Source organism: Pelotomaculum terephthalicicum JT, from assembly GCF_022410535.1.
Lineage (GTDB): Bacteria > Bacillota > Desulfotomaculia > Desulfotomaculales > Pelotomaculaceae > Pelotomaculum_D > Pelotomaculum_D terephthalicicum.
On the sequence record NZ_JAKNBL010000008.1, the window covers coordinates 50,827 to 69,253 of the forward strand.

The following is an 18,427-nucleotide window of genomic DNA, read 5'->3' on the forward strand; positions in this document are numbered from 1 at the left end:
GGTCCTGTCGGTAGCAATAGAATGGGAGAGTAGTTTTGGAGAGATAGTTTTGGGAAGACATAAGGAGGAGTTTATGGCCAAGTTCATTTTTGTTACCGGCGGGGTTGTATCTTCGCTGGGAAAAGGAATTACGGCCGCCTCCCTGGGGCGTCTGTTGAAATGCCGCGGGCTGAAGGTAGCCATTCAGAAGCTGGACCCGTATATTAACGTTGATCCCGGTACCATGAGCCCTTACCAGCACGGAGAGGTTTTTGTCACTGAGGACGGCGCGGAAACCGATCTTGACCTTGGGCACTACGAGCGGTTTATTGATATAAATATCTTCAGAAACTGCAACGTCACTACCGGAGGAATATATTCGTCAGTTATAAACAAGGAACGCAGGGGCGACTACCTGGGCGGCACGGTGCAGGTAATTCCGCATATCACCAATGAAATTAAGGAGCGGGTGCGCAGTGTGGCTGATGAATCGGGCGCCGATATTATCATAACCGAAATCGGCGGGACTGTCGGCGACATTGAATCGCTGCCCTTTTTGGAAGCAATCCGCCAGTTGAAGGGCAATCTCGGCAAAAATAATGTTGTATATATCCATGTTACCCTGGTTCCGTACCTGCGGGCGGCGAACGAGCTGAAAACCAAGCCCACTCAGCACAGCGTCAAAGAACTCAGAAGCATCGGCATCCAGCCGGATGTGATTGTCTGCCGCAGCGAGCGGCCGCTTTCCAAGGAAATGGAGGATAAACTGGCGCTATTCTGCGACATTGACAAGGACGCGGTGATCCAGGCCGTGGACGCGCCGTCTATTTATGAGGTTCCCCTGATGCTTGAAGAAGAAGGCCTGGCTGATATTGTCCTAGGCAAATTGGGTATCTCCACCGGCCCGCCGGATCTGAGCGAATGGCAGGAAATGGTGGTGAAGATGAAAAACCTGCGCTACACTACCACCATAGGCCTGGTGGGGAAATACGTCTCCCTGCCCGACGCCTACCTGAGCGTCGCGGAAGCCCTGCGTCACGCGGGCTTTTATAATGAGTCGGCGATTAAGATCAAATGGATCGACTCAGAAGAAGTTGAGCGGGCAAAAGTCGAGGATTTTTTAGCTGACGTTGACGGCGTTCTGGTGCCCGGCGGTTTTGGAGACCGCGGCATTGAGGGCAAGATCGAAGCCATCCGGTATGCCCGGGAAAAAAAAGTGCCGTACCTGGGCCTTTGCTTAGGAATGCAGCTTGCCGTGGTGGAGTTTGCCCGCAATGTGTTGAACTGGCAGGGGGCGAACAGCATTGAGTTTAACCCTGACACGCCTTATCCGGTCATTGACCTGCTGCCGGAGCAAAAAACACTCGACCAGATGGGGGGAACCATGCGCCTGGGGCACTACCCGTGCATGCTCCAGCCCGGCTCACTGGCCCGGCAGGCCTACCGGGAAGAAATAATTGAAGAAAGACACCGCCACCGTTATGAAATGAACAACGCCTACCGGGAAGATTTCACCCGGGGCGGCCTGGTATTCACCGGCACGCGCCCTGACGGCTATTTGGTGGAGATAATTGAGCTGACCGGCCACCCCTGGTTTGTAGCCACCCAGTTTCACCCCGAGTTTAAATCCCGGCCCAACCGGCCGCACCCGTTATTCAGAGAATTTATCGGGGCGGCCAGGAAGTTTGCGGAGCGAAATAAATAACCCCGGCGAATTTTTTGCAGCTTTGGGTAAAAACCAAAGCTTTTTTATCACAAGGCGAGGTCTGAAATTGAGTTGCGTTGTCGGCCCGCAGTCCCCCGTGCGGATTTGTTGTCGTAAGCGTGCATGTTTTCCAAGCAAAACAGCATGCTAAGGTAACATGAGATTATAAGAGGTGGTTGGTATTGAGCAGGAAAATAATCGCAGGCGTTATTCTTGGACTGGTCGCGCTGTCAGTTATTCTCTCATTCGGCTTGCGCACTGGAGACAGGTCGCCCCGGCAGACCGGCTTTGACAAAAGTAAAGTCGGTGTGATTTATATTGACGGCGCCATTGCGTCCGGCCAAAGCGGCACCGGTTTTTTAAGCAGCGGCTGTAGTGCGGAAGAAATAGCCGCCACCCTGCGAAGGGCTGCCAGGGAGCCTGAGATAGGGGCCGTGGTAATAAGGCTGAACAGCCCTGGCGGTACTCCGGCGGCCTCGCAGGAAATCGGGTTGGAGATAGAAAGATTGAGGCAGTCAGGCAAAAAAGTAGTGGCCTCAATGGGGGACGTGGCTGCTTCCGGCGCTTACTGGGTAGCCGCGTGCACAGATCAAATAGTTGCCAATCCCGGCACGATGACCGGCAGTATCGGAGTCATAATGCAGACGCCAAACCTTGAGGGATTGTATGACAAGCTGGGAATCAGCGAGCAAACTTTTAAAAGCGGCCCCTATAAGGATATGGGTTCTTATTCCAGGCCGGCAACGGCGGAGGAGAGGGCAATTTTTCAATCGATGATTGATGATATCTACAACCAATTTGTTGATGCTGTGGCAAAAGGCAGGCATAAGGAAGTTTTAGAAGTCAAACAACTGGCTGACGGCAGGGTCTTTACCGGGCGGCAGGCCATGGAGATTGGTCTGGTTGACCAACTGGGCGATTTTCACGACGCGGTGCTGCTGGCCGGCAAACTGGCGGGAATATCAGGTGAGCCGGCAATTGCCGAGCTCGGTTCCAACAGTATCTGGCGAAACTTTTTAGGCGGTGGCTGGCAAAGCATCCTGTCAGGCAAAGGTATGCCGGCTTTTACGGGAGGGGAGTCAGCTTATTCTTACGGGTTGAGATAACAGGTCAGGAGTCAGGGTGGGACAAGGGACAATGAAGGGACAATGGGGACGGTTCTCATTGTTGGGGGGGCCATGTCAAACAATAAGAACCGTCCCCATTGTCCATTGTCTTTTGTCTCTCCTGACTCCTAAAAAAGTGAGGTGCTTTTTGTTGGATGGTGATATTAACCGGGAAGACAGTATGGTCACGGATGTAAGCCCGGAATCTGAACAGTACTTCACCGGCGGCGGGTCCCGTCCGGACTTTTTAGAGTTGGTTTACGGCGTGCTTTTTGACCCGGTGAAAACTATGGAAACTGTTGCGAGAAGGCCGCCGGTTGGCCTTGCCTTACTGGTGTTTACCATTCTATGTGTTTCTGACGTGACGGTGGGGCTGCTTGCCGTTTCACGGGCAATGACAGCAGGTCTTTATGACGCCGGTTTGCAAATTCTGCCTTTCTCGCGGGTGCTGGCGCCTTTGGGGGCGATCTTCGGCCTGCTTTGGGGCTATGTAAAATGGTTCGGCTACAGCGCCTTCATTCACCTTGCGGCAGAGCTGCTTGGCGGGAAGGGCGCTGCGACGGGCGTCTTCGTGGTCGTGGGACTGGCGGGGCTGCCTTCTATTTTTATGTTTCCGGTTAACTTGTTGTCCTTCTGGCTGGGAACGGGTGGATTGGTTATAATCGTATTGGCGGGGTTGGCCACGGCGGTATGGAGCGTTGTCCTGCTGGTGATCGGTCTGAAGCAGGTGCACGGTTTGACCGCAGGCCGGTCGGTTCTGGTGGTGATGTCGCCTTTTCTGATTCTCCTGGTTCTGCTGATGCTGATTATTGCGGCGCTGGTAGCTCTTGCCGTGTCGGTACCCTTTGAAATGAACGGCCCCGGTTACTTTTAAAAGATAATATGTCCGCCGGATTTGGAGCAATGACGGCCATTAGGGCAGTCGGCATTTTATTTCCCTTGGAGAAAGAGGACTTTTATTCCTGTTGTCGAAGTAACTATATACAGGTTTTGAAGGAAAGGGTTTTATCAGTTCTTTAGGGGGGGTAAACAATGCTGATAGCAACAGACGCCGTGTTGGCTATGCGTTGCCCTGAGTGCGGAAAAATGGATGTTCATTACTTTTCCCGGTTTGCCTTCCCCAAGGGCAAAGCTGTTTCCATCAACTGTTCCTGCGGCGCCACCAAGATGGAAGTTATCAAAAACCGGTCCAGCTATTTGCTAAAACTGGCCTGCATGGTTTGTGAAAGCGGCCATCTTCTCGAAATTCCCGGAAAGTCGCTTTGGTCCGGGGAAGTAACCCGGCTTTCCTGCCTGGAGACCGACTTGGTAGTGGGTAATATCGGTCCTGTGTCCAAGATTAGCGAAATGATGATGAACAACGGGCAGGAACTGGAAAACTTTTTTGACGAGTTTGGCTATGACAGTTACTTTCACAACTCAAAAATCATGTTTGAAGTGCTGAACCGCCTGCATGAGATTGCCTGCGCCGGCGGATTGTTTTGCCAGTGCGGCAATTACAAGATTGAAGTGGATATTTTCTCGGACAGGCTGGAGCTGCACTGTAAGAATTGTGACAGCATCAATATCGTCTATGCGGAAACAGAAGAGGATTTGAGCGTAATTCAGCAGGTTGAATCAATTGAACTTGCGCGGCATGGATTTAAGTGCCTTGACAGTCTGGCGAACGTAGGCAAGTTAAAAAAAACGCGGCGCAAAAGAAATGAGACATAACGCCTGGGAGTGCGCAAGGTCAATATCGACACTAACATCCGTGAGGCATTTTGCGCGGCAATTCATGATATACTCGCGGCCAGCCCGCTGGAGATTGACCCCCCGCAAGATCCTCGCCCCTGCCAGAGATGCGGCTGTCGCGGTAATCCGTGAAAAGATCCGGGTTCTGGGCAGCGCGGATAGAGCGCCGAAGGGAGGTGTTATAAATTAAGCTGTTTATTGATACGGCAAATGTCGAAGAAATTAGGGAGGCATACGCGCTCGGGGTTATTTGCGGTGTTACCACCAACCCGTCATTAATCGCCAAGGAAGGCCGTAATTTTGCCGAAGTAGTCCGTGAGATTGCTGCAATTGTCGACGGGCCGATCAGCGCCGAGGTAGTCGGCACAGAGGCGTCGGCCATGGTTGAGGAAGCTTTGGAATTGTCCGCCATTCACCCCAATATTGTGATCAAAGTCCCCATGACTGCGGAAGGGTTGAAAGCCACCAGTATATTGGCCGAAAAAGGTGTCCGCACCAATGTTACCCTGATCTTTTCCGCCAACCAGGCCCTCCTGGCCGCCCGTGCCGGAGCTGCTTTCGTCAGCCCGTTTGTAGGCCGTTTGGATGATATCAGCCAGGACGGAATTGAACTGATCTGCGACATAGTTGATATATTCGACCGCTATGCGCTAGCCACCGAGATCATAGCCGCCAGCATCCGCCACCCGGTGCACGTCACTGCTGCGGCAAAGGCCGGCTCTCATATTGCCACGGTTCCATACAAAGTAATTATGCAGATGCTCAAACACCCCTTGACCGATGCCGGTATTAAAAAATTCCTTGAAGACTGGGAGACTGTAAAAAATAAATAAGTGATGATACTAACCTGAAGGAGTAATACGTGTTTTCCGAGAGTAATGTTTACTGCAAGAAAAAAATTGCTTCCAGGCTGGCGGAAGCGGTTAAAGCCTATCACCGCAAGATGATGGAACTGCCGGACTCACCTCAGAAGATAGCCTGTGGTGTAGCCTTGGGATTATCTTTTGATTTTCTCCCGATACCAATCATCAGCATTCCGCTCTCTTATCTGGTAGCCCGCCTGATCCGTTGCAACCCGGTGGCGGCGGTTGCCACAGTGGTATTTTTTAAACTGGCGGTGCCGTTTTTCTTTACCTTGGACCTGATGACGGGAAAGGCCCTGCTGGGGGAGGTAAGCGGACCGGACATTAAAATTGCCGGTGATAGTATGTTTAGCGTTTTATTGTCGGGAATTGCTGAACATGGCTACCCGTTTCTGGTGGGCAGCCTGGTTAACGCTGTGGTGGTTTCTTTGCCTGTGTATTTTTTATTGAAATATTTACTGAAGAGGAAACAACGAAAGGCCGTATAAAATGTGTCCGCCCTGGTTATAAGATCAGTAGACAGGAGTCAGTAGTCAGCAGTCAGAATGAAAGAGCGGTTTATTTATTGATATATTCTGATTGCTGACTACTGAATTCTGGTGTTGTTAAAAAAATAATTTTCTCTTGAGCGGGAGGGGTGCCTTTGAATTATTCCGAGCTTGAGAACAAGACCATGGTTGAGTTATATAAGATCGCCAAAGGTCTTGAGCTGCCGGCATATTATAAATTACGCAAAAAAGAGTTGATCTTTGAAATTCTAAAAGTCCAGACCCAAAAAGACGGCCTGTTGTTTGCGCAAGGTGTGCTGGAAATACTGCCCGATGGTTACGGTTTTCTTAGACCCATGCAGTATTTGCCCAGTCATGACGATATATATGTATCCGCTTCCCAGATCAGACGTTTTGATTTGCGCACCGGTGATCTGGTGGGCGGGCAGGTGCGGAAACCCAAGGAAAGCGAGCGGTATTTTGCCCTGTTGAGAGTGGAACAAGTTAACGGCATAGACCCGGAGCAATCCGGGGAGAGGTTTCATTTCGACGGGCTGACACCCCTCTACCCTATGGAGCGCATCACCCTGGAAACCGAACCGGATAAACTGTCCACCCGCATTATTGATTTAGTATCCCCAATTGGTAAAGGCCAGCGTGGCCTGATTGTATCCCCGCCCAAAGCAGGAAAGACTATTCTCCTTAAAGAAATCGCCAATAGTATTACCAGAAACCACCCGGAAATTGTCTTGATGGTGCTGTTAATAGATGAGCGGCCGGAGGAAGTTACCGACATCGAGCGTTCGGTGAACGGTGAAGTAGTCAGTTCGACCTTTGACGAGCCGCCGGAAAACCATGTGAAAGTGGCGGATATGGTTTTGGAACGGGTAAAACGTCTGGTGGAGCATAAATATGACGTTGTTATCCTTCTTGACAGTATTACCCGCCTGGCGAGAGCCCACAACCTGATCGTGCCGCCCAGCGGCCGCACCCTTTCCGGCGGTGTGGACCCCGCCTCGCTGCATAAGCCAAAACGTTTTTTCGGCGCGGCGCGCAATATCGAGGAAGGCGGCAGTTTGACGATTCTGGCCACGGCCCTGATTGAAACAGGCAGCCGGATGGACGACGTGATCTTTGAAGAATTTAAAGGCACCGGCAATATGGAACTGATTCTGGACAGGCGTCTGGCGGAAAGAAGAGTTTTCCCCGCTATCGATGTGCACCGGTCGGGGACGCGCAAGGAAGAATTGCTGCTGTCAAAAGATGAACTGGAGATGATCTGGCAGTTTCGCAAGGCAACCAGCGGCGCGAATTCGCTGGAAGCTATGGAAATGCTGCTGGAACAAATCAAACGGACCAGGACCAACCGCGATTTGCTGCACGCCTTCCGCCACCTGCGGCGCGCCGAGGCGGTCGCTGCCGGGCGTGCTGAGCCCTCCCGTAGGAATAACTATAACATCGGGACTTAATCATGTATAATATTCACCTTTTCTGGCAAAACTAAGTTTTGTATGGCTTTGAAGAGGTGAATTTTTATGAAACATAAAAATATAATAATGATGCTTGTCGCAAGCGCGGCTATTACCTTGCTGGCTGTCCTGTGGACTGTCTGTCCGGCCGGCGCCCGCCTGGACGAGCGTATTCTTGAGGGAGCGCCTTACGTTACGCCGCCGCCCGCTGTCACAGCCGCAACCCAGAGTATATACGAGGTAAAACCCGGTGACACCCTTTCCGGCATCGCCAGAGGAAAAAGGATGTCCGTGCAGGCTCTAGCAGCGGCAAATGGCCTGGCCGACCCGGACAGCATCCGCGCCGGCCAGCTGATCAAAATGCCCGCGGACGACAGTATCGTGCACCAGATTCAGACAGGGGAAACGCTGCTGAGCATCGCGAAACAGTATAAGGTAGACGTGAACGCGCTTGCATCCCGGAACGGACTGCCGGACGTCAACAGCATTGTCGCCGGCAGACAATTGGTTATCCCGCGCGGCGCTATAAGCCAAGAAACGGCTCTGCCCGTTGCCGGCTCGCTGATAAAGCAGTTGGCCTGGCCGCTGTTAGGCACGATTACCTCGCCTTTCGGCACCAGAGACGGCAAGCCGCACGAAGGCATTGACATAGCCGCTGAGGAGAATACCCCAATGCGGGCTGCCGCCTCCGGCAGGGTGGTCTTCGCCGGCCCGAGGGGAACCTATGGGCTGGCGGTGATTATCGATCACGGCAACGGATTGCGCACGCTTTACGGGCACTGTGCAAAACTGCTTGTAAATGAAGGAAGCATTGTCGATACCAACACCATTATCGCCCTGGTCGGCAGCACCGGCCGTTCTACCGGACCCCACCTGCACCTGGAGGTGCTGCAAAACGGTGTCCCGCTTGACCCGATGATGTGGCTGGGGCGGGGGAGTTACTACAGCTAAATATCAATTTGCAACACAAAAGGGGCTGCCCCAAAAAGCATTTTGGGGGACAGCCCTTTATTATCTTCAGCCTGGTTTACCAGTTCTGACCCTTTACATAGCTACCTGCACAAGATATGATATGGGAAAAAGTCTCGGTCAATGAACCGGAGGGATATCGCATTGTACCACCTGCTGTTTGCCGGGGATGACGGGCAGCTTTATGACCACCGCACCCTGCGCGCCGCCGGCCGGACCGGCGACCGTTTTGTCGAACTGGTGGATGAAGACATGGAAAAACTGCCTTCAGGAGCCTCCCTGGTGCTGGTGCCCGGCGGAACGCCGGTGGGATTGACCAGGGCGGGGCAGTTTACCACCCTTGAGCAAAATCCCTGGGCGGACGGGCGGTCGTGGGCGGTTGGCGCCCTGCTTCCCCAGGGTTATACCCGTACCCTGCTGCCTTCTTATATGCGGCACAAACAAGAGCGGCCGCTGCCTTTGCTCGGTTACACCGCCGTGGCTTGCCGCAACGGCGAGCTTTATGCGGCGGCGCGGCGCACCGACGAGCCCGACCGCTGGAACCCCGCGCACTACGACACCGCGGATCTCCCCGCGCGGGTGCGCGGCAAGCTGGCGTCATTGCCGGAAAACCGCATTCTCAGCCATCTTGCGCATTGTGCCCTGGAGTATCATTGTTTCACCGCCCAAAATATTTTTTACGGCCGCTGGGAGGGCGGGCTTCCGGTTTCACCCGCCTGCAACGCCCGCTGCCTGGGCTGCATATCGCTGCAGCCGGCGGACTGCTGCCCCTCGCCGCAGACGCGTATAAAATTCCGGCCCACTCCCGTGGAAGTGGCCGAAGCGGCGGTTCCTCACCTGGACGGGGGAGAAGGGGCCATCGTTAGTTTCGGGCAGGGCTGTGAAGGAGAGCCGGCGCTGGCGGCGGGCATTATCGCGGAAGCGATCGGGCTTATTCGCGGGGCAACCGGCCTGGGCACGATTAACATGAACAGCAACGGCGGGCATACCGCCGGTGTAAAGGATATTTGCCGGGCCGGCCTGGATGCGATCCGGGTCAGCTTGATCAGCGCCCTTGAGGATACCTACAACGCTTACTACCGGCCGCGGGACTACGGCCTGCCCGATGTTCGCCGTTCACTGGATGCGGCGGCCTCACACGGCGTCTGCACTTCCCTTAATTTGCTGGTCTTGCCCGGCCTGACCGACCGGGCGGATGAAGTAAAAGCTTTGGTGGATTTTGTCGGGGAAGCGGGAGTGGAGCTGGTTCAGCTGCGCAACCTGAATATCGACCCGGACTGGCTTTTTGAGCGTTTACCCGGCGGCGGGGGCGACATTATCGGTGTGACGGGCCTGCTTGAGGCATTGGAAGAAGTGCCGGGGCTGAGCGTGGGCAGCTACAGCCATCCGGTAAGGTAGCAGGTTGTTCTTGCAGGCGGCTGATCGATATGCTACAATAAATAAGTGTATTTTTATAGTAGCGTAGTCAGTATTCAGTAGTCAGACTCCCATGAAGCTTAGCTTCACCATCAGATGCTGAAAATGGTAATAAGCTGAGTTGTTTATTGTCTTGAAATATTCTGAATTCTGACTCCTGAACTCTGGAATACCTGAATAGCAATGCTCCATTTAGGAAAAGAGGTGAAACCCGATGAAAGAAGGTATACATCCGAAATATGGGAAAGCCAAGGTGACCTGTGTTTGTGGCGAGAGCTTTGAAACAGGCTCAACCAAACCGGAAATCCGGGTGGAAATCTGTTCAAAGTGCCACCCGTTTTACACCGGAACGCAACGAACCATAGATACTGGCGGGAGAGCCGAGCGCTTCCGTAAAAAATACGGCTTGACGAAGTAGGACAGGTAGCAGGGCGGGCGCTCTGCTATTTCTGATTTAAGCGTGCAGTCAGTGTTTGTTATAAAGAGGTGTAAGCTATGGACAATAAATACCCTTATGGAGGCCAGGCGGTAATTGAGGGAGTAATGATGCGCGGCCCTGATTCACGCGCCGTCGCCGTGCGCCTGCCGGACCAGACTATTGCGGTGGACAAAAAGCCGGTGGGCTCGCTGACCAAGCGGGTGCCGGTCTTAAAGTGGCCGCTGGTGCGGGGCGTGGTGGTGCTGATCGAATCCCTGGTGCTCGGCATAGAGGCGCTGACCTATTCGGCTAACCAGGCCGTCGGTGAAGATGAAGAGCTGACCACGAAAGAAATCGTTTTCACTATCGGCGCGGCGCTGGGGCTGGCCGTGCTTCTTTTTGCCCTCCTGCCCGTTGCTATGGCTCATTTTCTGCATAGTATTGTTCCTGGAAGCTTTTTACAGAGCCTGATTGAAGGAGTTTTCCGCATTGCCATCTTTCTGGCCTACGTGGTCGCCATCGGCCGGCTGGAGGATATCAAGCGTGTTTTTCAGTACCACGGGGCCGAACATAAAGTGATTAACGCCTATGAGGCCGGAGACGAACTGTCCGTGGGGCAGGTGCAGCGGCACTCCACCGCTCATCCCCGCTGCGGTACAAGTTTTATTTTAATCGTGCTGGTGATCAGCATTCTGATATTTTCCCTGCTGGGTCATCAGGTCCTGTGGTGGCGGATTCTCTCCCGGGTGCTTCTATTGCCCGTGATTGCGGGGATTTCCTACGAATTGGTTAAACTATCAGGTAGATACGCCAGTGTTCCCTGGTGCCGCTGCCTGATCGCGCCGGGTCTTTGGCTGCAAAAATTAACAACCAGCCAGCCGGACGACGGGCAGGTGGAAGTGGCGATAACTGCCTTCGGGGCAGTGCTTAAGGCGGGTGAGTAGAAATGCTGGAGAAATTGTCGGCCCTGGAGGAAAAGTACGAGGAACTGAGTAAATTGATCGCCGACCCGGAGGTAATTGCCGACCTGGGGCGCTGGCAGCAATATGTCAAGGCCCATGCCGATCTTGCCGACGTGGTCGGCGTGTACAAAGAATATAAGAAAACAGCTAAGGAAATTCAGGAGACACAGGCAATCCTGGATGAAGAGTCGGACGGGGACATACTGGATATGGCCCGGGCCGAACTTGAACAATTGCTTGCAGTAAAGTCGGACCTGGAATTGAAGCTGAAAGTGCTGCTGCTGCCCAAGGACCCAAACGATGAGAAGAACGTGATCATGGAAATACGCGCCGGGACAGGCGGTGAAGAAGCGGCTTTGTTCGCGGCCGACCTGTTTCGCATGTACGCGCGCTTCGCGGAAACTCAGGGCTGGAAAACTGAAATATTAAGCGCCAATTACACCGATATCGGCGGTTTTAAAGAAGTAGTCTTTAACATTGAGGGACGCGGCGCTTACAGCAGGCTGAAATTCGAAAGCGGCACACACCGGGTGCAGCGGATTCCCACCACCGAGTCCGGCGGGCGAATTCACACATCGGCGGCCACGGTGGCGGTTTTGCCCGAGGCCGAGGAGGTGGACGTGGAGATTGACCCGAATGACCTGCGCATAGATGTGTTCTGCGCTTCCGGCCATGGCGGCCAGTCGGTGAACACAACCCAGTCCGCCGTTCGGATAACCCATATCCCGACCGGAATAGTCGTTTCCATGCAGGATGAAAAATCACAGCATAAAAATAAGGACAGGGCGATGAAGGTGCTGATGGCGCGCTTGCTTGACCGGGCCCAGACCGAACACCAGCAAAGGCTGGCCAGCACCCGCAAGTCAATGGTCGGGTCTGGTGACCGCAGTGAGCGGATCCGTACTTATAATTTCCCCCAGAACCGGGTGACCGACCACCGGATCGGCCTTACTCTGCACCGCCTGGACGGAGTTCTGGAAGGCGACCTGGGCGAGGTTATCGAGACCTTGATCACTACCGACCAGGCTGAGCAGCTCAAACAAGTGGAATAATCATGACAACTGTCAGAGAAGCCCTGCGCAAGGCCGGGCAAAAGTTGAGAGAAAGCGGCGCCGGCACTCCCGCCCTGGACGCCGGGGTGCTGCTCGGTCATGTGACCGGCCATAACCGCGCCGGACTTTACCAGGACTGGGAGCGCGAGCTCCCGCCGGAAGCGGAAGCCCGGTTTTTTACCCTGATCGCCAGGCGGGAGGCGGGCGAGCCGGTAGCCTACCTGACCGGGCGCAGAGAATTTATGGGATTGGATTTTACTGTCAATAACTCTGTCCTGATCCCCAGGCCGGAAACCGAACTGCTGGTTGAAACGGCAATTCACCTGGCCGGGGCCGGTGATATTATCGTTGACGCCGGCACTGGCTGTGGGGCTATCGCGATTAGTCTGGCCGTATTTTTACCGCAGGCAGTGGTTTACGCTACCGACCAGTCGCCCGACGCTATCGAGGTGGCCCGGCTTAACGCTGTTTCGCACGGTGTTGAGCGGCGCGTGTCATTTTTGCATGGTGATCTGCTCGCACCGTTAGCCGGACTGGGGTTGGCCGGGCGGGTGGACTTGATTGCGGCCAATCTGCCTTATATCGCCACGCGTGAACTCGGCGCGCTGCCGCGGGAGGTGCGGCTGTATGAGCCGGTGACCGCCCTGGACGGCGGCGCAGACGGTCTGGACCTGTACCGGCGGTTGATTCCCGCCGCGGCAGACATGCTCAAGCCGGGCGGCAGCCTGCTAATGGAAATAGGCAGCGGCCAGCGCGCAGCCGTGGCCGGCCTCTTGAGTCCCCCGTGGTGGGACACAGTGGTCCTGCAGGACCTGGCCGGACTGGACAGATTGGCGGTAGCCCGCCTCGCGCCGGACTTCAGCCGATAGCGAACCGTGTTGGCGGGAGAGATAAGGGACGATTCTCTGTTTTGTCCGGCGCTGTAAAAGCAGTATAGATTTAAACCAGCAGGACCGTTTTCTTGTCAGGAGAACCGTCCCCTTGACACTCTTGACACCGAGGTATTTATGCTTAATAAGAAGATAAACACAAAATACATAACCGTAGACCCTTTTCATCCGGAATCCGGCCCCCTGGAAGAGGGCGGGTCCGTATTGAGGCGGGGGGGGCTGGTGGCATTCCCCACTGAAACCGTGTACGGTCTCGGGGCGAACGCTCTGGACGGGCGGGCTGTGGCCGGGATATTCGCAGCAAAAGGGCGTCCCCAGGATAATCCTTTGATTGTCCATGTCGCAGGCCCGGAGGCGGTGGGCGGACTCGTTAAAAAGACTACCGGCGCGGCGGAAGCGTTGATGAACGCCTTTTGGCCCGGCCCGCTGACGATAATATTGCCGGTTGGCGAAGCAGTGCCGGCTCAAGTTACCGCCGGTCTGGGCACTGTCGCCGTGCGCATGCCGGCACACCCGGTGGCGCTGGGTTTGCTGCGCGCGGCCGGTGTACCCGTCGCCGCGCCCAGCGCCAATACTTCCGGGCGGCCCAGCCCGACGACCGCCCGCCATGTTTTAAGCGATCTGGCCGGGCGGATTGACTTAATCATTGACGGCGGACCGGCGGGAGTGGGAGTGGAATCAACGGTCGTTGACCTGACCGTCCCGGTGCCGCTGGTGCTGAGGCCGGGCGGGATTACCCCGGAGGATTTGAGCAGAGTCCTGGACGCCGTGGCGGTGGATCCCGCGGCGCGGTCCGGGTTTCAAGGCAAAAGCCGGCCGCGTTCTCCCGGTATGAAGTACACCCACTACGCGCCGCGCGCGCCGCTCTTTTTGATTGAAGGCGAAGTAAAAGCCGCAGCGGCGAAAATTATGGATTTGGCGAAGGAGTACCGGGCGCGAGGCTGCCGGGTGGGAATCCTTGCCTATAAAGATGGGGAGGATTTTTCCGCCGCCGGGGAGGTTGTTACGGCCGGGCGCCGGGACAGACCTGAAACAGTGGCCGCGGCTTTGTACGCAACCTTGCGCCGCTTTGACGAGATGGAAGTCGACGTCATCCTGGCGGAAGGACTGGCGGACCAAGGTATCGGCCTGGCGGTAATGAACCGGCTGCGCAAGGCGGCGGGGGGAAAAATTATTAGAGTATAGGGACAGCACTCCTGAATTCCGAGTACTGCTATTTTATGAAGTTAGCGAGGGTGATCCTATGGAACTGCTTTTTGTCTGCACGGGCAACACTTGCCGCAGCAGTATGGCGGAGGCGCTGGCACGCAAGATTTTGGCGGAGCGCCCGGCAGGTTCGGGGAAAATGACGGTTTCTTCAGCCGGCGTGGAGGCCTGGCAAGACGCGCCCGCGTCCCCGGAAGCGTTGGAAACGCTGGCTGGGATGGGAATTGACCTCACGGAGCACCGCGCCACCCGCCTGACGGCTGAAATAGCCGGCCGGGCCGGACTAATCCTGACCATGACCCTGGCGCAGCGTAATTATATCCTGAGCGTATTTCCGCAAGCAGCCGGCAAAGTGTTCACTCTTAGCGAATTCACCGGGGCGGACGGGGATGTGCCCGACCCGGTCGGCCAGCCTGTGGCAGTCTACCGCCGGTGTGCGGAAAGGTTGGAATCTCTGATATCCCGCGCTTTAGACCGGCTTGCGGCAAACCCCGAGGGATTTTTTGCCCAAAATTAGAGGAATTTTTCCGATTTCTGTCGAAATATCCTTAGCGTAAGCGAGTTTATAGGCGAGTTTAGGCAAGTTTATTCTTGTTAAAAAGGAGTCATTAATAATGAAAGTTGCCCTAGCCAGCGATCACGGGGGATTTAGACTCAAGGAAGAAGTTGCCGCTTTTTTTCATGATACTGGTGTTGAATTCAAGGACTTCGGCACTTTTTCCGAGGAAGCGGTGGATTATCCCGACCTGGCCTTGGTAGTGGCGGAAGCGGTGCGCGGCGGTGATTTCGACCGTGGTGTGCTCTGCTGCGGAACAGGCATCGGAGTGGCCATCTCCGCCAATAAAGTCCCGGGCGTCAGAGCGGCATTGTGCCATGACACTTTTTCCGCCAGGGCGTCACGGGAGCATAATTGCGCTAATATATTGACCATGGGACAGCGGGTGATCGGTCCCGGCCTGGCGCGTGATATTGTATCGGCTTGGCTCCAGGCGGAATTCCAAGGGGGGCGGCACGCCCGCAGGATCAGTAAAATAGAAGCCATTGAGCAAAAATATAATCGATGTAGCCGGTAGGTAGTACCCGGCAGTGGGGAGGATTGTTTTATATGAGTTTGTTGCGCCCTTTGTCTGAAGTCGATCCGGAGATATTCCGCGCTATTGAGCAAGAAACGCAGCGGCAGCGCCGGACTCTCGAGCTGATCGCTTCAGAAAACGCAGCCAGCCGGGCGGTGATGGAGGCTCAGGGCTCGGTTCTGACCAACAAGTATGCCGAAGGTTATCCCGGAAAACGTTATTACGGCGGTTGCGAGTTTGTGGATGTAGCCGAAAGCTTGGCTATTTCACGCGCCAGAAAGCTGTTTGGGGCCGAGTTCGCCAATGTGCAGCCCCATTCCGGGGCGCAGGCAAACACGGCTGTTTACTTTGCCTTATTAAGTCCCGGGGATACCATCTTAGGTATGGACCTGGCCCACGGCGGCCACCTGACCCATGGCAGCCCCATCAATATATCAGGCAAGTATTTTAATTTTGTCTTTTACGGTGTGGATAAAGAAACCGGCCGGATTGATTATGAAAAAGTCCGGGCTATCGCCGGAGAGCACAGGCCGAAGTTGATTATCGCCGGCGCCAGTTCTTATCCCCGCGCCATTGACTTTGACCGTTTCGGCGAAATCGCCGCGGCAGTGGGGGCTTACCTGATGGTAGACATGGCCCATATCGCCGGGCTGGTGGCGGCCGGGCTGCATATGAGCCCGGTTCCATACTCCGACGTGGTTACCACCACCACCCATAAAACCCTGCGCGGGCCCAGGGGCGGCTTGATTCTCTGCCGTGAGAAGTACGGCGCCCAGATAAACAAGTCGGTTTTCCCGGGCATTCAAGGCGGGCCGCTGATGCATGTGATCGCCTCCAAAGCGGTGGCGTTTAAAGAAGCGATGGAGCCGGATTTTAAAGACTATCAGCAAAGAGTGGTCAACAATGCCGCCGCGCTGGCCGCCGCCCTGCTGGAGCGGGGCTTTGAGGTTGTTTCCGGCGGCACGGACAACCACCTGATCCTGGTTGACCTGCGCAGCAAGAACATTACCGGTAAAGAGGCGCAAGAACTGATGGATGCCGTAGGCGTGACAGTGAATAAGAACCCCATCCCGTTCGACCCGCTGCCGCCTAACACTTCCAGCGGCATCCGCATCGGCACGCCCGCGGTTACCACCCGCGGGCTGAAAGAGGAAGACATGGTCCAGATTGCCGAAATTATGGACTATGCCGTCGCCAACCGCAACGACGGGGCAAAGTTGGCCAAAGCCCGGGCGAAGGTGAGCGAGATGTGCGACAAGTATCCTTTGTACTAAGGTGTTGATCTTTATGGAACGGCCGGGTTGGGACCGGTATTTCATGGACATTACCAGAGTTGTGGCCAACCGGTCCACCTGTCTGCGGCGGCGCGTTGGCGCCGTTCTCGTTAAAGACAGGCGGATCTTGGCCAGCGGTTATAACGGGGCCCCCGCCGGATTAAAGCATTGCCTGGATATCGGCTGTTTGCGCGAGCGGTTGGGCGTGCCTTCCGGCGAGCGCCACGAACTATGCCGCGGGCTGCACGCCGAACAAAACGCCGTGATCCAGGCTGCCGTGCATGGTATCGCCATCAAGGGGGCGACTTGTTACGTCACCCACCAGCCCTGCCTGCTCTGTGCGAAAATTATGATCAACGCCGGCGTCGGGAAGGTGGTTTTCCAGGGTGATTATCCCGACCTCTCGGCGCAGGAGATATTTGATGAGGCAGGAGTGGAACTGGTCAGGTATGTCCAGGAATCAGGAGTCGGGGTTAAGGAGTCGGAATAAGGAAAAGGCCTTTCGTTTTGAGCATTCTGACTCTGCCAACTGAATAACTATTATATGTAACTCTCGGGGCTCAGTAATGAGAGAATGAGAAAGGTAGTTGTATCCTTTGCTGAAAGTGATCACAGTTTTCGGGACCAGGCCGGAGGCGATTAAAATGGCTCCCCTGGTAAAAGAGTTGGCGAAACACCGGGACGATATGGAATGTAAAGTGGCTGTTACCGCCCAGCACCGGGAGATGCTGGACCAGGTGCTCGATCTGTTTGAAATAGTGCCTCACTACGACCTGGATATTATGCGCCGGCAGCAAAGTCTTTTTGACATCACCAGCCGGGCGCTGACCGGGCTGCGGGAAGTATTCCAAAAGGAGAAACCCGGTCTGGTCCTGGTCCACGGCGATACAACCACCACCTTTGTGGCCGCCCTGGCTGCTTACTACCTGCAGATTCCGGTGGGACATGTTGAAGCCGGCCTGCGGACGCGTGACAAGTATTCCCCCTTTCCGGAGGAGATCAACCGCCACTTGACCGGCGTGCTGGCCGACCTGCACTTCGCCCCCACGGCCAACGCCAGGCAAAACCTGCTTGACGAGGGAGTGTCCGGGGAAAACATATATGTGACGGGGAATACCGTAATCGACGCTTTACTGGCCACTGTGCGGCCGGGCTACATTTTTGCCGACCGGGTATTGAGCCGGATTGATTACGCGAAACAAAGGGTTCTGCTGGTTACGACCCACCGCAGGGAGAACCTGGGCGGGCCGATGCGCGAGATATACCGGGCGCTGCGGGAAGTGACGGAAAACTACCGCGATGTGGAAGTTGTCTTTCCGGTGCATAAAAACCCTCTGGTTAGAAGTGTGGTGGAAGAAGAGCTGGGCGGGCGGGACCGCATTCATTTGATTGAACCTCTGGACTACCAGCCGTTCGCCAATCTGATCAACCGCAGTTACCTTGTTTTAAGCGACTCCGGCGGCCTCCAGGAAGAGGCTCCCGCGTTGGGCAAGCCCGTTTTAGTGCTGCGCAGCACGACCGAGCGGCCTGAGGCGGTAGACGCCGGCACTGTCCGGCTGGTGGGCACCGCCAGAGAGGCGGTGTTGTCCGAGACCAGGCGCCTGCTGGAGGACCACGAATGCTACGGGAAAATGGCCAACGCCGTCAACCCCTATGGCGACGGGCTTGCTTCACGGCGAATCGTACAAGCAATCAAACACAAGTTTGGCATTTCTAAAGAACGAATGCAGGAGTTTTGCCTTCATAAATTTTAGATGTAACTGCATAGTAAACAGCAGGCAGGATAAGGTATGTTTAATGCCTTAAATATTCTGACCCCTGAC

Annotated in this window: 19 protein-coding genes and 1 pseudogene; all 20 read left to right on the forward strand. The window is 55.2% G+C overall.

Annotated features, from left to right (window positions below):
* Positions 1-73 precede the first annotated feature (73 nt).
* The 20 genes and pseudogenes from pyrG to wecB all read left to right on the forward strand — a co-directional run bounded on the left by pyrG (position 74) and on the right by wecB (position 18,358).
* The gene (pyrG, locus tag L9W92_RS07495; protein WP_240083136.1) at positions 74-1,684 is read left to right on the forward strand and encodes a CTP synthase; all 1,611 of its coding nucleotides are present in this window, start codon (positions 74-76) and stop codon (positions 1,682-1,684) included.
* 182 nt (positions 1,685-1,866) lie between these two features.
* Positions 1,867-2,790, forward strand: a complete 924-nt coding sequence (sppA, locus tag L9W92_RS07500) for a signal peptide peptidase SppA (RefSeq protein WP_240083137.1) — start codon at positions 1,867-1,869, stop codon at positions 2,788-2,790.
* A gap of 151 nt (positions 2,791-2,941) precedes the next feature.
* Positions 2,942-3,664 carry a Yip1 family protein gene (locus L9W92_RS07505; RefSeq protein WP_240083138.1) on the forward strand — a complete coding sequence of 241 codons (723 nt, stop codon included), beginning with the start codon at positions 2,942-2,944 and terminating at the stop codon, positions 3,662-3,664.
* Between the two features lie 158 nt (positions 3,665-3,822).
* Positions 3,823-4,503, forward strand: a complete 681-nt coding sequence (locus L9W92_RS07510) for a hypothetical protein (protein ID WP_240083139.1) — start codon at positions 3,823-3,825, stop codon at positions 4,501-4,503.
* Positions 4,504-4,506: 3 nt separating this feature from the next.
* Positions 4,507-4,714 (forward strand): annotated as a pseudogene (locus L9W92_RS07515) (class II fructose-bisphosphate aldolase); the annotation flags it as partial.
* Positions 4,710-5,357 carry a fructose-6-phosphate aldolase gene (gene fsa, locus L9W92_RS07520; protein WP_240083180.1) on the forward strand — a complete coding sequence of 216 codons (648 nt, stop codon included), beginning with the start codon at positions 4,710-4,712 and terminating at the stop codon, positions 5,355-5,357. The pseudogene L9W92_RS07515 and the gene fsa, both read left to right, overlap by 5 nt.
* A 29-nt stretch (positions 5,358-5,386) precedes the next feature.
* Positions 5,387-5,875, forward strand: a complete 489-nt coding sequence (locus tag L9W92_RS07525; RefSeq protein WP_240083140.1) for a DUF2062 domain-containing protein — start codon at positions 5,387-5,389, stop codon at positions 5,873-5,875.
* A 155-nt stretch (positions 5,876-6,030) separates the two neighbouring features.
* Complete coding sequence (gene rho / locus L9W92_RS07530) at positions 6,031-7,344, forward strand: transcription termination factor Rho (protein WP_240083141.1); 1,314 nt, start codon at positions 6,031-6,033, stop codon at positions 7,342-7,344.
* A 66-nt stretch (positions 7,345-7,410) separates the two neighbouring features.
* Positions 7,411-8,295 (forward strand): peptidoglycan DD-metalloendopeptidase family protein, encoded by an 885-nt coding sequence (locus L9W92_RS07535; RefSeq protein WP_240083142.1) that lies wholly within the window; start codon positions 7,411-7,413, stop codon positions 8,293-8,295.
* A 141-nt stretch (positions 8,296-8,436) separates the two neighbouring features.
* Positions 8,437-9,711: a radical SAM family protein gene (locus L9W92_RS07540; protein ID WP_240083143.1), complete on the forward strand. Its 1,275-nt coding sequence runs from the start codon at positions 8,437-8,439 to the stop codon at positions 9,709-9,711.
* A 232-nt stretch (positions 9,712-9,943) separates the two neighbouring features.
* A complete protein-coding gene (gene rpmE, locus L9W92_RS07545; RefSeq protein WP_240083144.1) occupies positions 9,944-10,147 on the forward strand; it encodes a 50S ribosomal protein L31 in 204 nt (67 codons plus the stop codon).
* Between the two features lie 77 nt (positions 10,148-10,224).
* Complete coding sequence (locus L9W92_RS07550) at positions 10,225-11,091, forward strand: DUF1385 domain-containing protein (RefSeq protein WP_240083145.1); 867 nt, start codon at positions 10,225-10,227, stop codon at positions 11,089-11,091.
* A 2-nt stretch (positions 11,092-11,093) separates the two neighbouring features.
* Positions 11,094-12,161, forward strand: coding sequence for a peptide chain release factor 1 (gene prfA, locus L9W92_RS07555; protein ID WP_240083146.1), 1,068 nt, complete (start codon positions 11,094-11,096; stop codon positions 12,159-12,161).
* Between the two features lie 2 nt (positions 12,162-12,163).
* Positions 12,164-13,030, forward strand: coding sequence for a peptide chain release factor N(5)-glutamine methyltransferase (gene prmC / locus L9W92_RS07560; protein ID WP_240083147.1), 867 nt, complete (start codon positions 12,164-12,166; stop codon positions 13,028-13,030).
* A gap of 138 nt (positions 13,031-13,168) precedes the next feature.
* Entirely contained in the window at positions 13,169-14,236 is a 1,068-nt protein-coding gene (locus L9W92_RS07565) for an L-threonylcarbamoyladenylate synthase (RefSeq protein ID WP_240083148.1), read from the forward strand.
* 58 nt (positions 14,237-14,294) lie between these two features.
* Positions 14,295-14,774 carry a low molecular weight protein arginine phosphatase gene (locus tag L9W92_RS07570; RefSeq protein ID WP_240083149.1) on the forward strand — a complete coding sequence of 160 codons (480 nt, stop codon included), beginning with the start codon at positions 14,295-14,297 and terminating at the stop codon, positions 14,772-14,774.
* Positions 14,775-14,871: 97 nt separating this feature from the next.
* Entirely contained in the window at positions 14,872-15,330 is a 459-nt protein-coding gene (gene rpiB / locus L9W92_RS07575) for a ribose 5-phosphate isomerase B (RefSeq protein ID WP_248285915.1), read from the forward strand.
* Positions 15,331-15,362: 32 nt separating this feature from the next.
* Entirely contained in the window at positions 15,363-16,604 is a 1,242-nt protein-coding gene (gene glyA / locus L9W92_RS07580) for a serine hydroxymethyltransferase (RefSeq protein ID WP_240083150.1), read from the forward strand.
* Between the two features lie 13 nt (positions 16,605-16,617).
* The gene (locus L9W92_RS07585) at positions 16,618-17,094 is read left to right on the forward strand and encodes a deoxycytidylate deaminase (protein WP_282442317.1); all 477 of its coding nucleotides are present in this window, start codon (positions 16,618-16,620) and stop codon (positions 17,092-17,094) included.
* A gap of 106 nt (positions 17,095-17,200) precedes the next feature.
* Complete coding sequence (gene wecB / locus L9W92_RS07590; RefSeq protein WP_240083152.1) at positions 17,201-18,358, forward strand: non-hydrolyzing UDP-N-acetylglucosamine 2-epimerase; 1,158 nt, start codon at positions 17,201-17,203, stop codon at positions 18,356-18,358.
* Positions 18,359-18,427: the final 69 nt, after the last annotated feature.

Bases quoted from the DNA above. Each gene is read 5' to 3' on its own strand.
- pyrG (WP_240083136.1), top strand. From the start codon at position 74: ATGGCCAAGTTCATTTTTGTTACCGGCGGGGTTGTATCTTCGCTGGGA.
- L9W92_RS07510 (WP_240083139.1), top strand. From the start codon at position 3,823: ATGCTGATAGCAACAGACGCCGTGTTGGCTATGCGTTGCCCTGAGTGC.
- L9W92_RS07535 (WP_240083142.1), top strand. From the start codon at position 7,411: ATGAAACATAAAAATATAATAATGATGCTTGTCGCAAGCGCGGCTATT.
- L9W92_RS07540 (WP_240083143.1), top strand. From the start codon at position 8,437: ATGAACCGGAGGGATATCGCATTGTACCACCTGCTGTTTGCCGGGGAT.
- rpmE (WP_240083144.1), top strand. From the start codon at position 9,944: ATGAAAGAAGGTATACATCCGAAATATGGGAAAGCCAAGGTGACCTGT.
- L9W92_RS07550 (WP_240083145.1), top strand. From the start codon at position 10,225: ATGGACAATAAATACCCTTATGGAGGCCAGGCGGTAATTGAGGGAGTA.
- prfA (WP_240083146.1), top strand. From the start codon at position 11,094: ATGCTGGAGAAATTGTCGGCCCTGGAGGAAAAGTACGAGGAACTGAGT.
- prmC (WP_240083147.1), top strand. From the start codon at position 12,164: ATGACAACTGTCAGAGAAGCCCTGCGCAAGGCCGGGCAAAAGTTGAGA.
- L9W92_RS07565 (WP_240083148.1), top strand. From the start codon at position 13,169: ATGCTTAATAAGAAGATAAACACAAAATACATAACCGTAGACCCTTTT.
- L9W92_RS07570 (WP_240083149.1), top strand. From the start codon at position 14,295: ATGGAACTGCTTTTTGTCTGCACGGGCAACACTTGCCGCAGCAGTATG.
- rpiB (WP_248285915.1), top strand. From the start codon at position 14,872: ATGAAAGTTGCCCTAGCCAGCGATCACGGGGGATTTAGACTCAAGGAA.
- glyA (WP_240083150.1), top strand. From the start codon at position 15,363: ATGAGTTTGTTGCGCCCTTTGTCTGAAGTCGATCCGGAGATATTCCGC.
- L9W92_RS07585 (WP_282442317.1), top strand. From the start codon at position 16,618: ATGGAACGGCCGGGTTGGGACCGGTATTTCATGGACATTACCAGAGTT.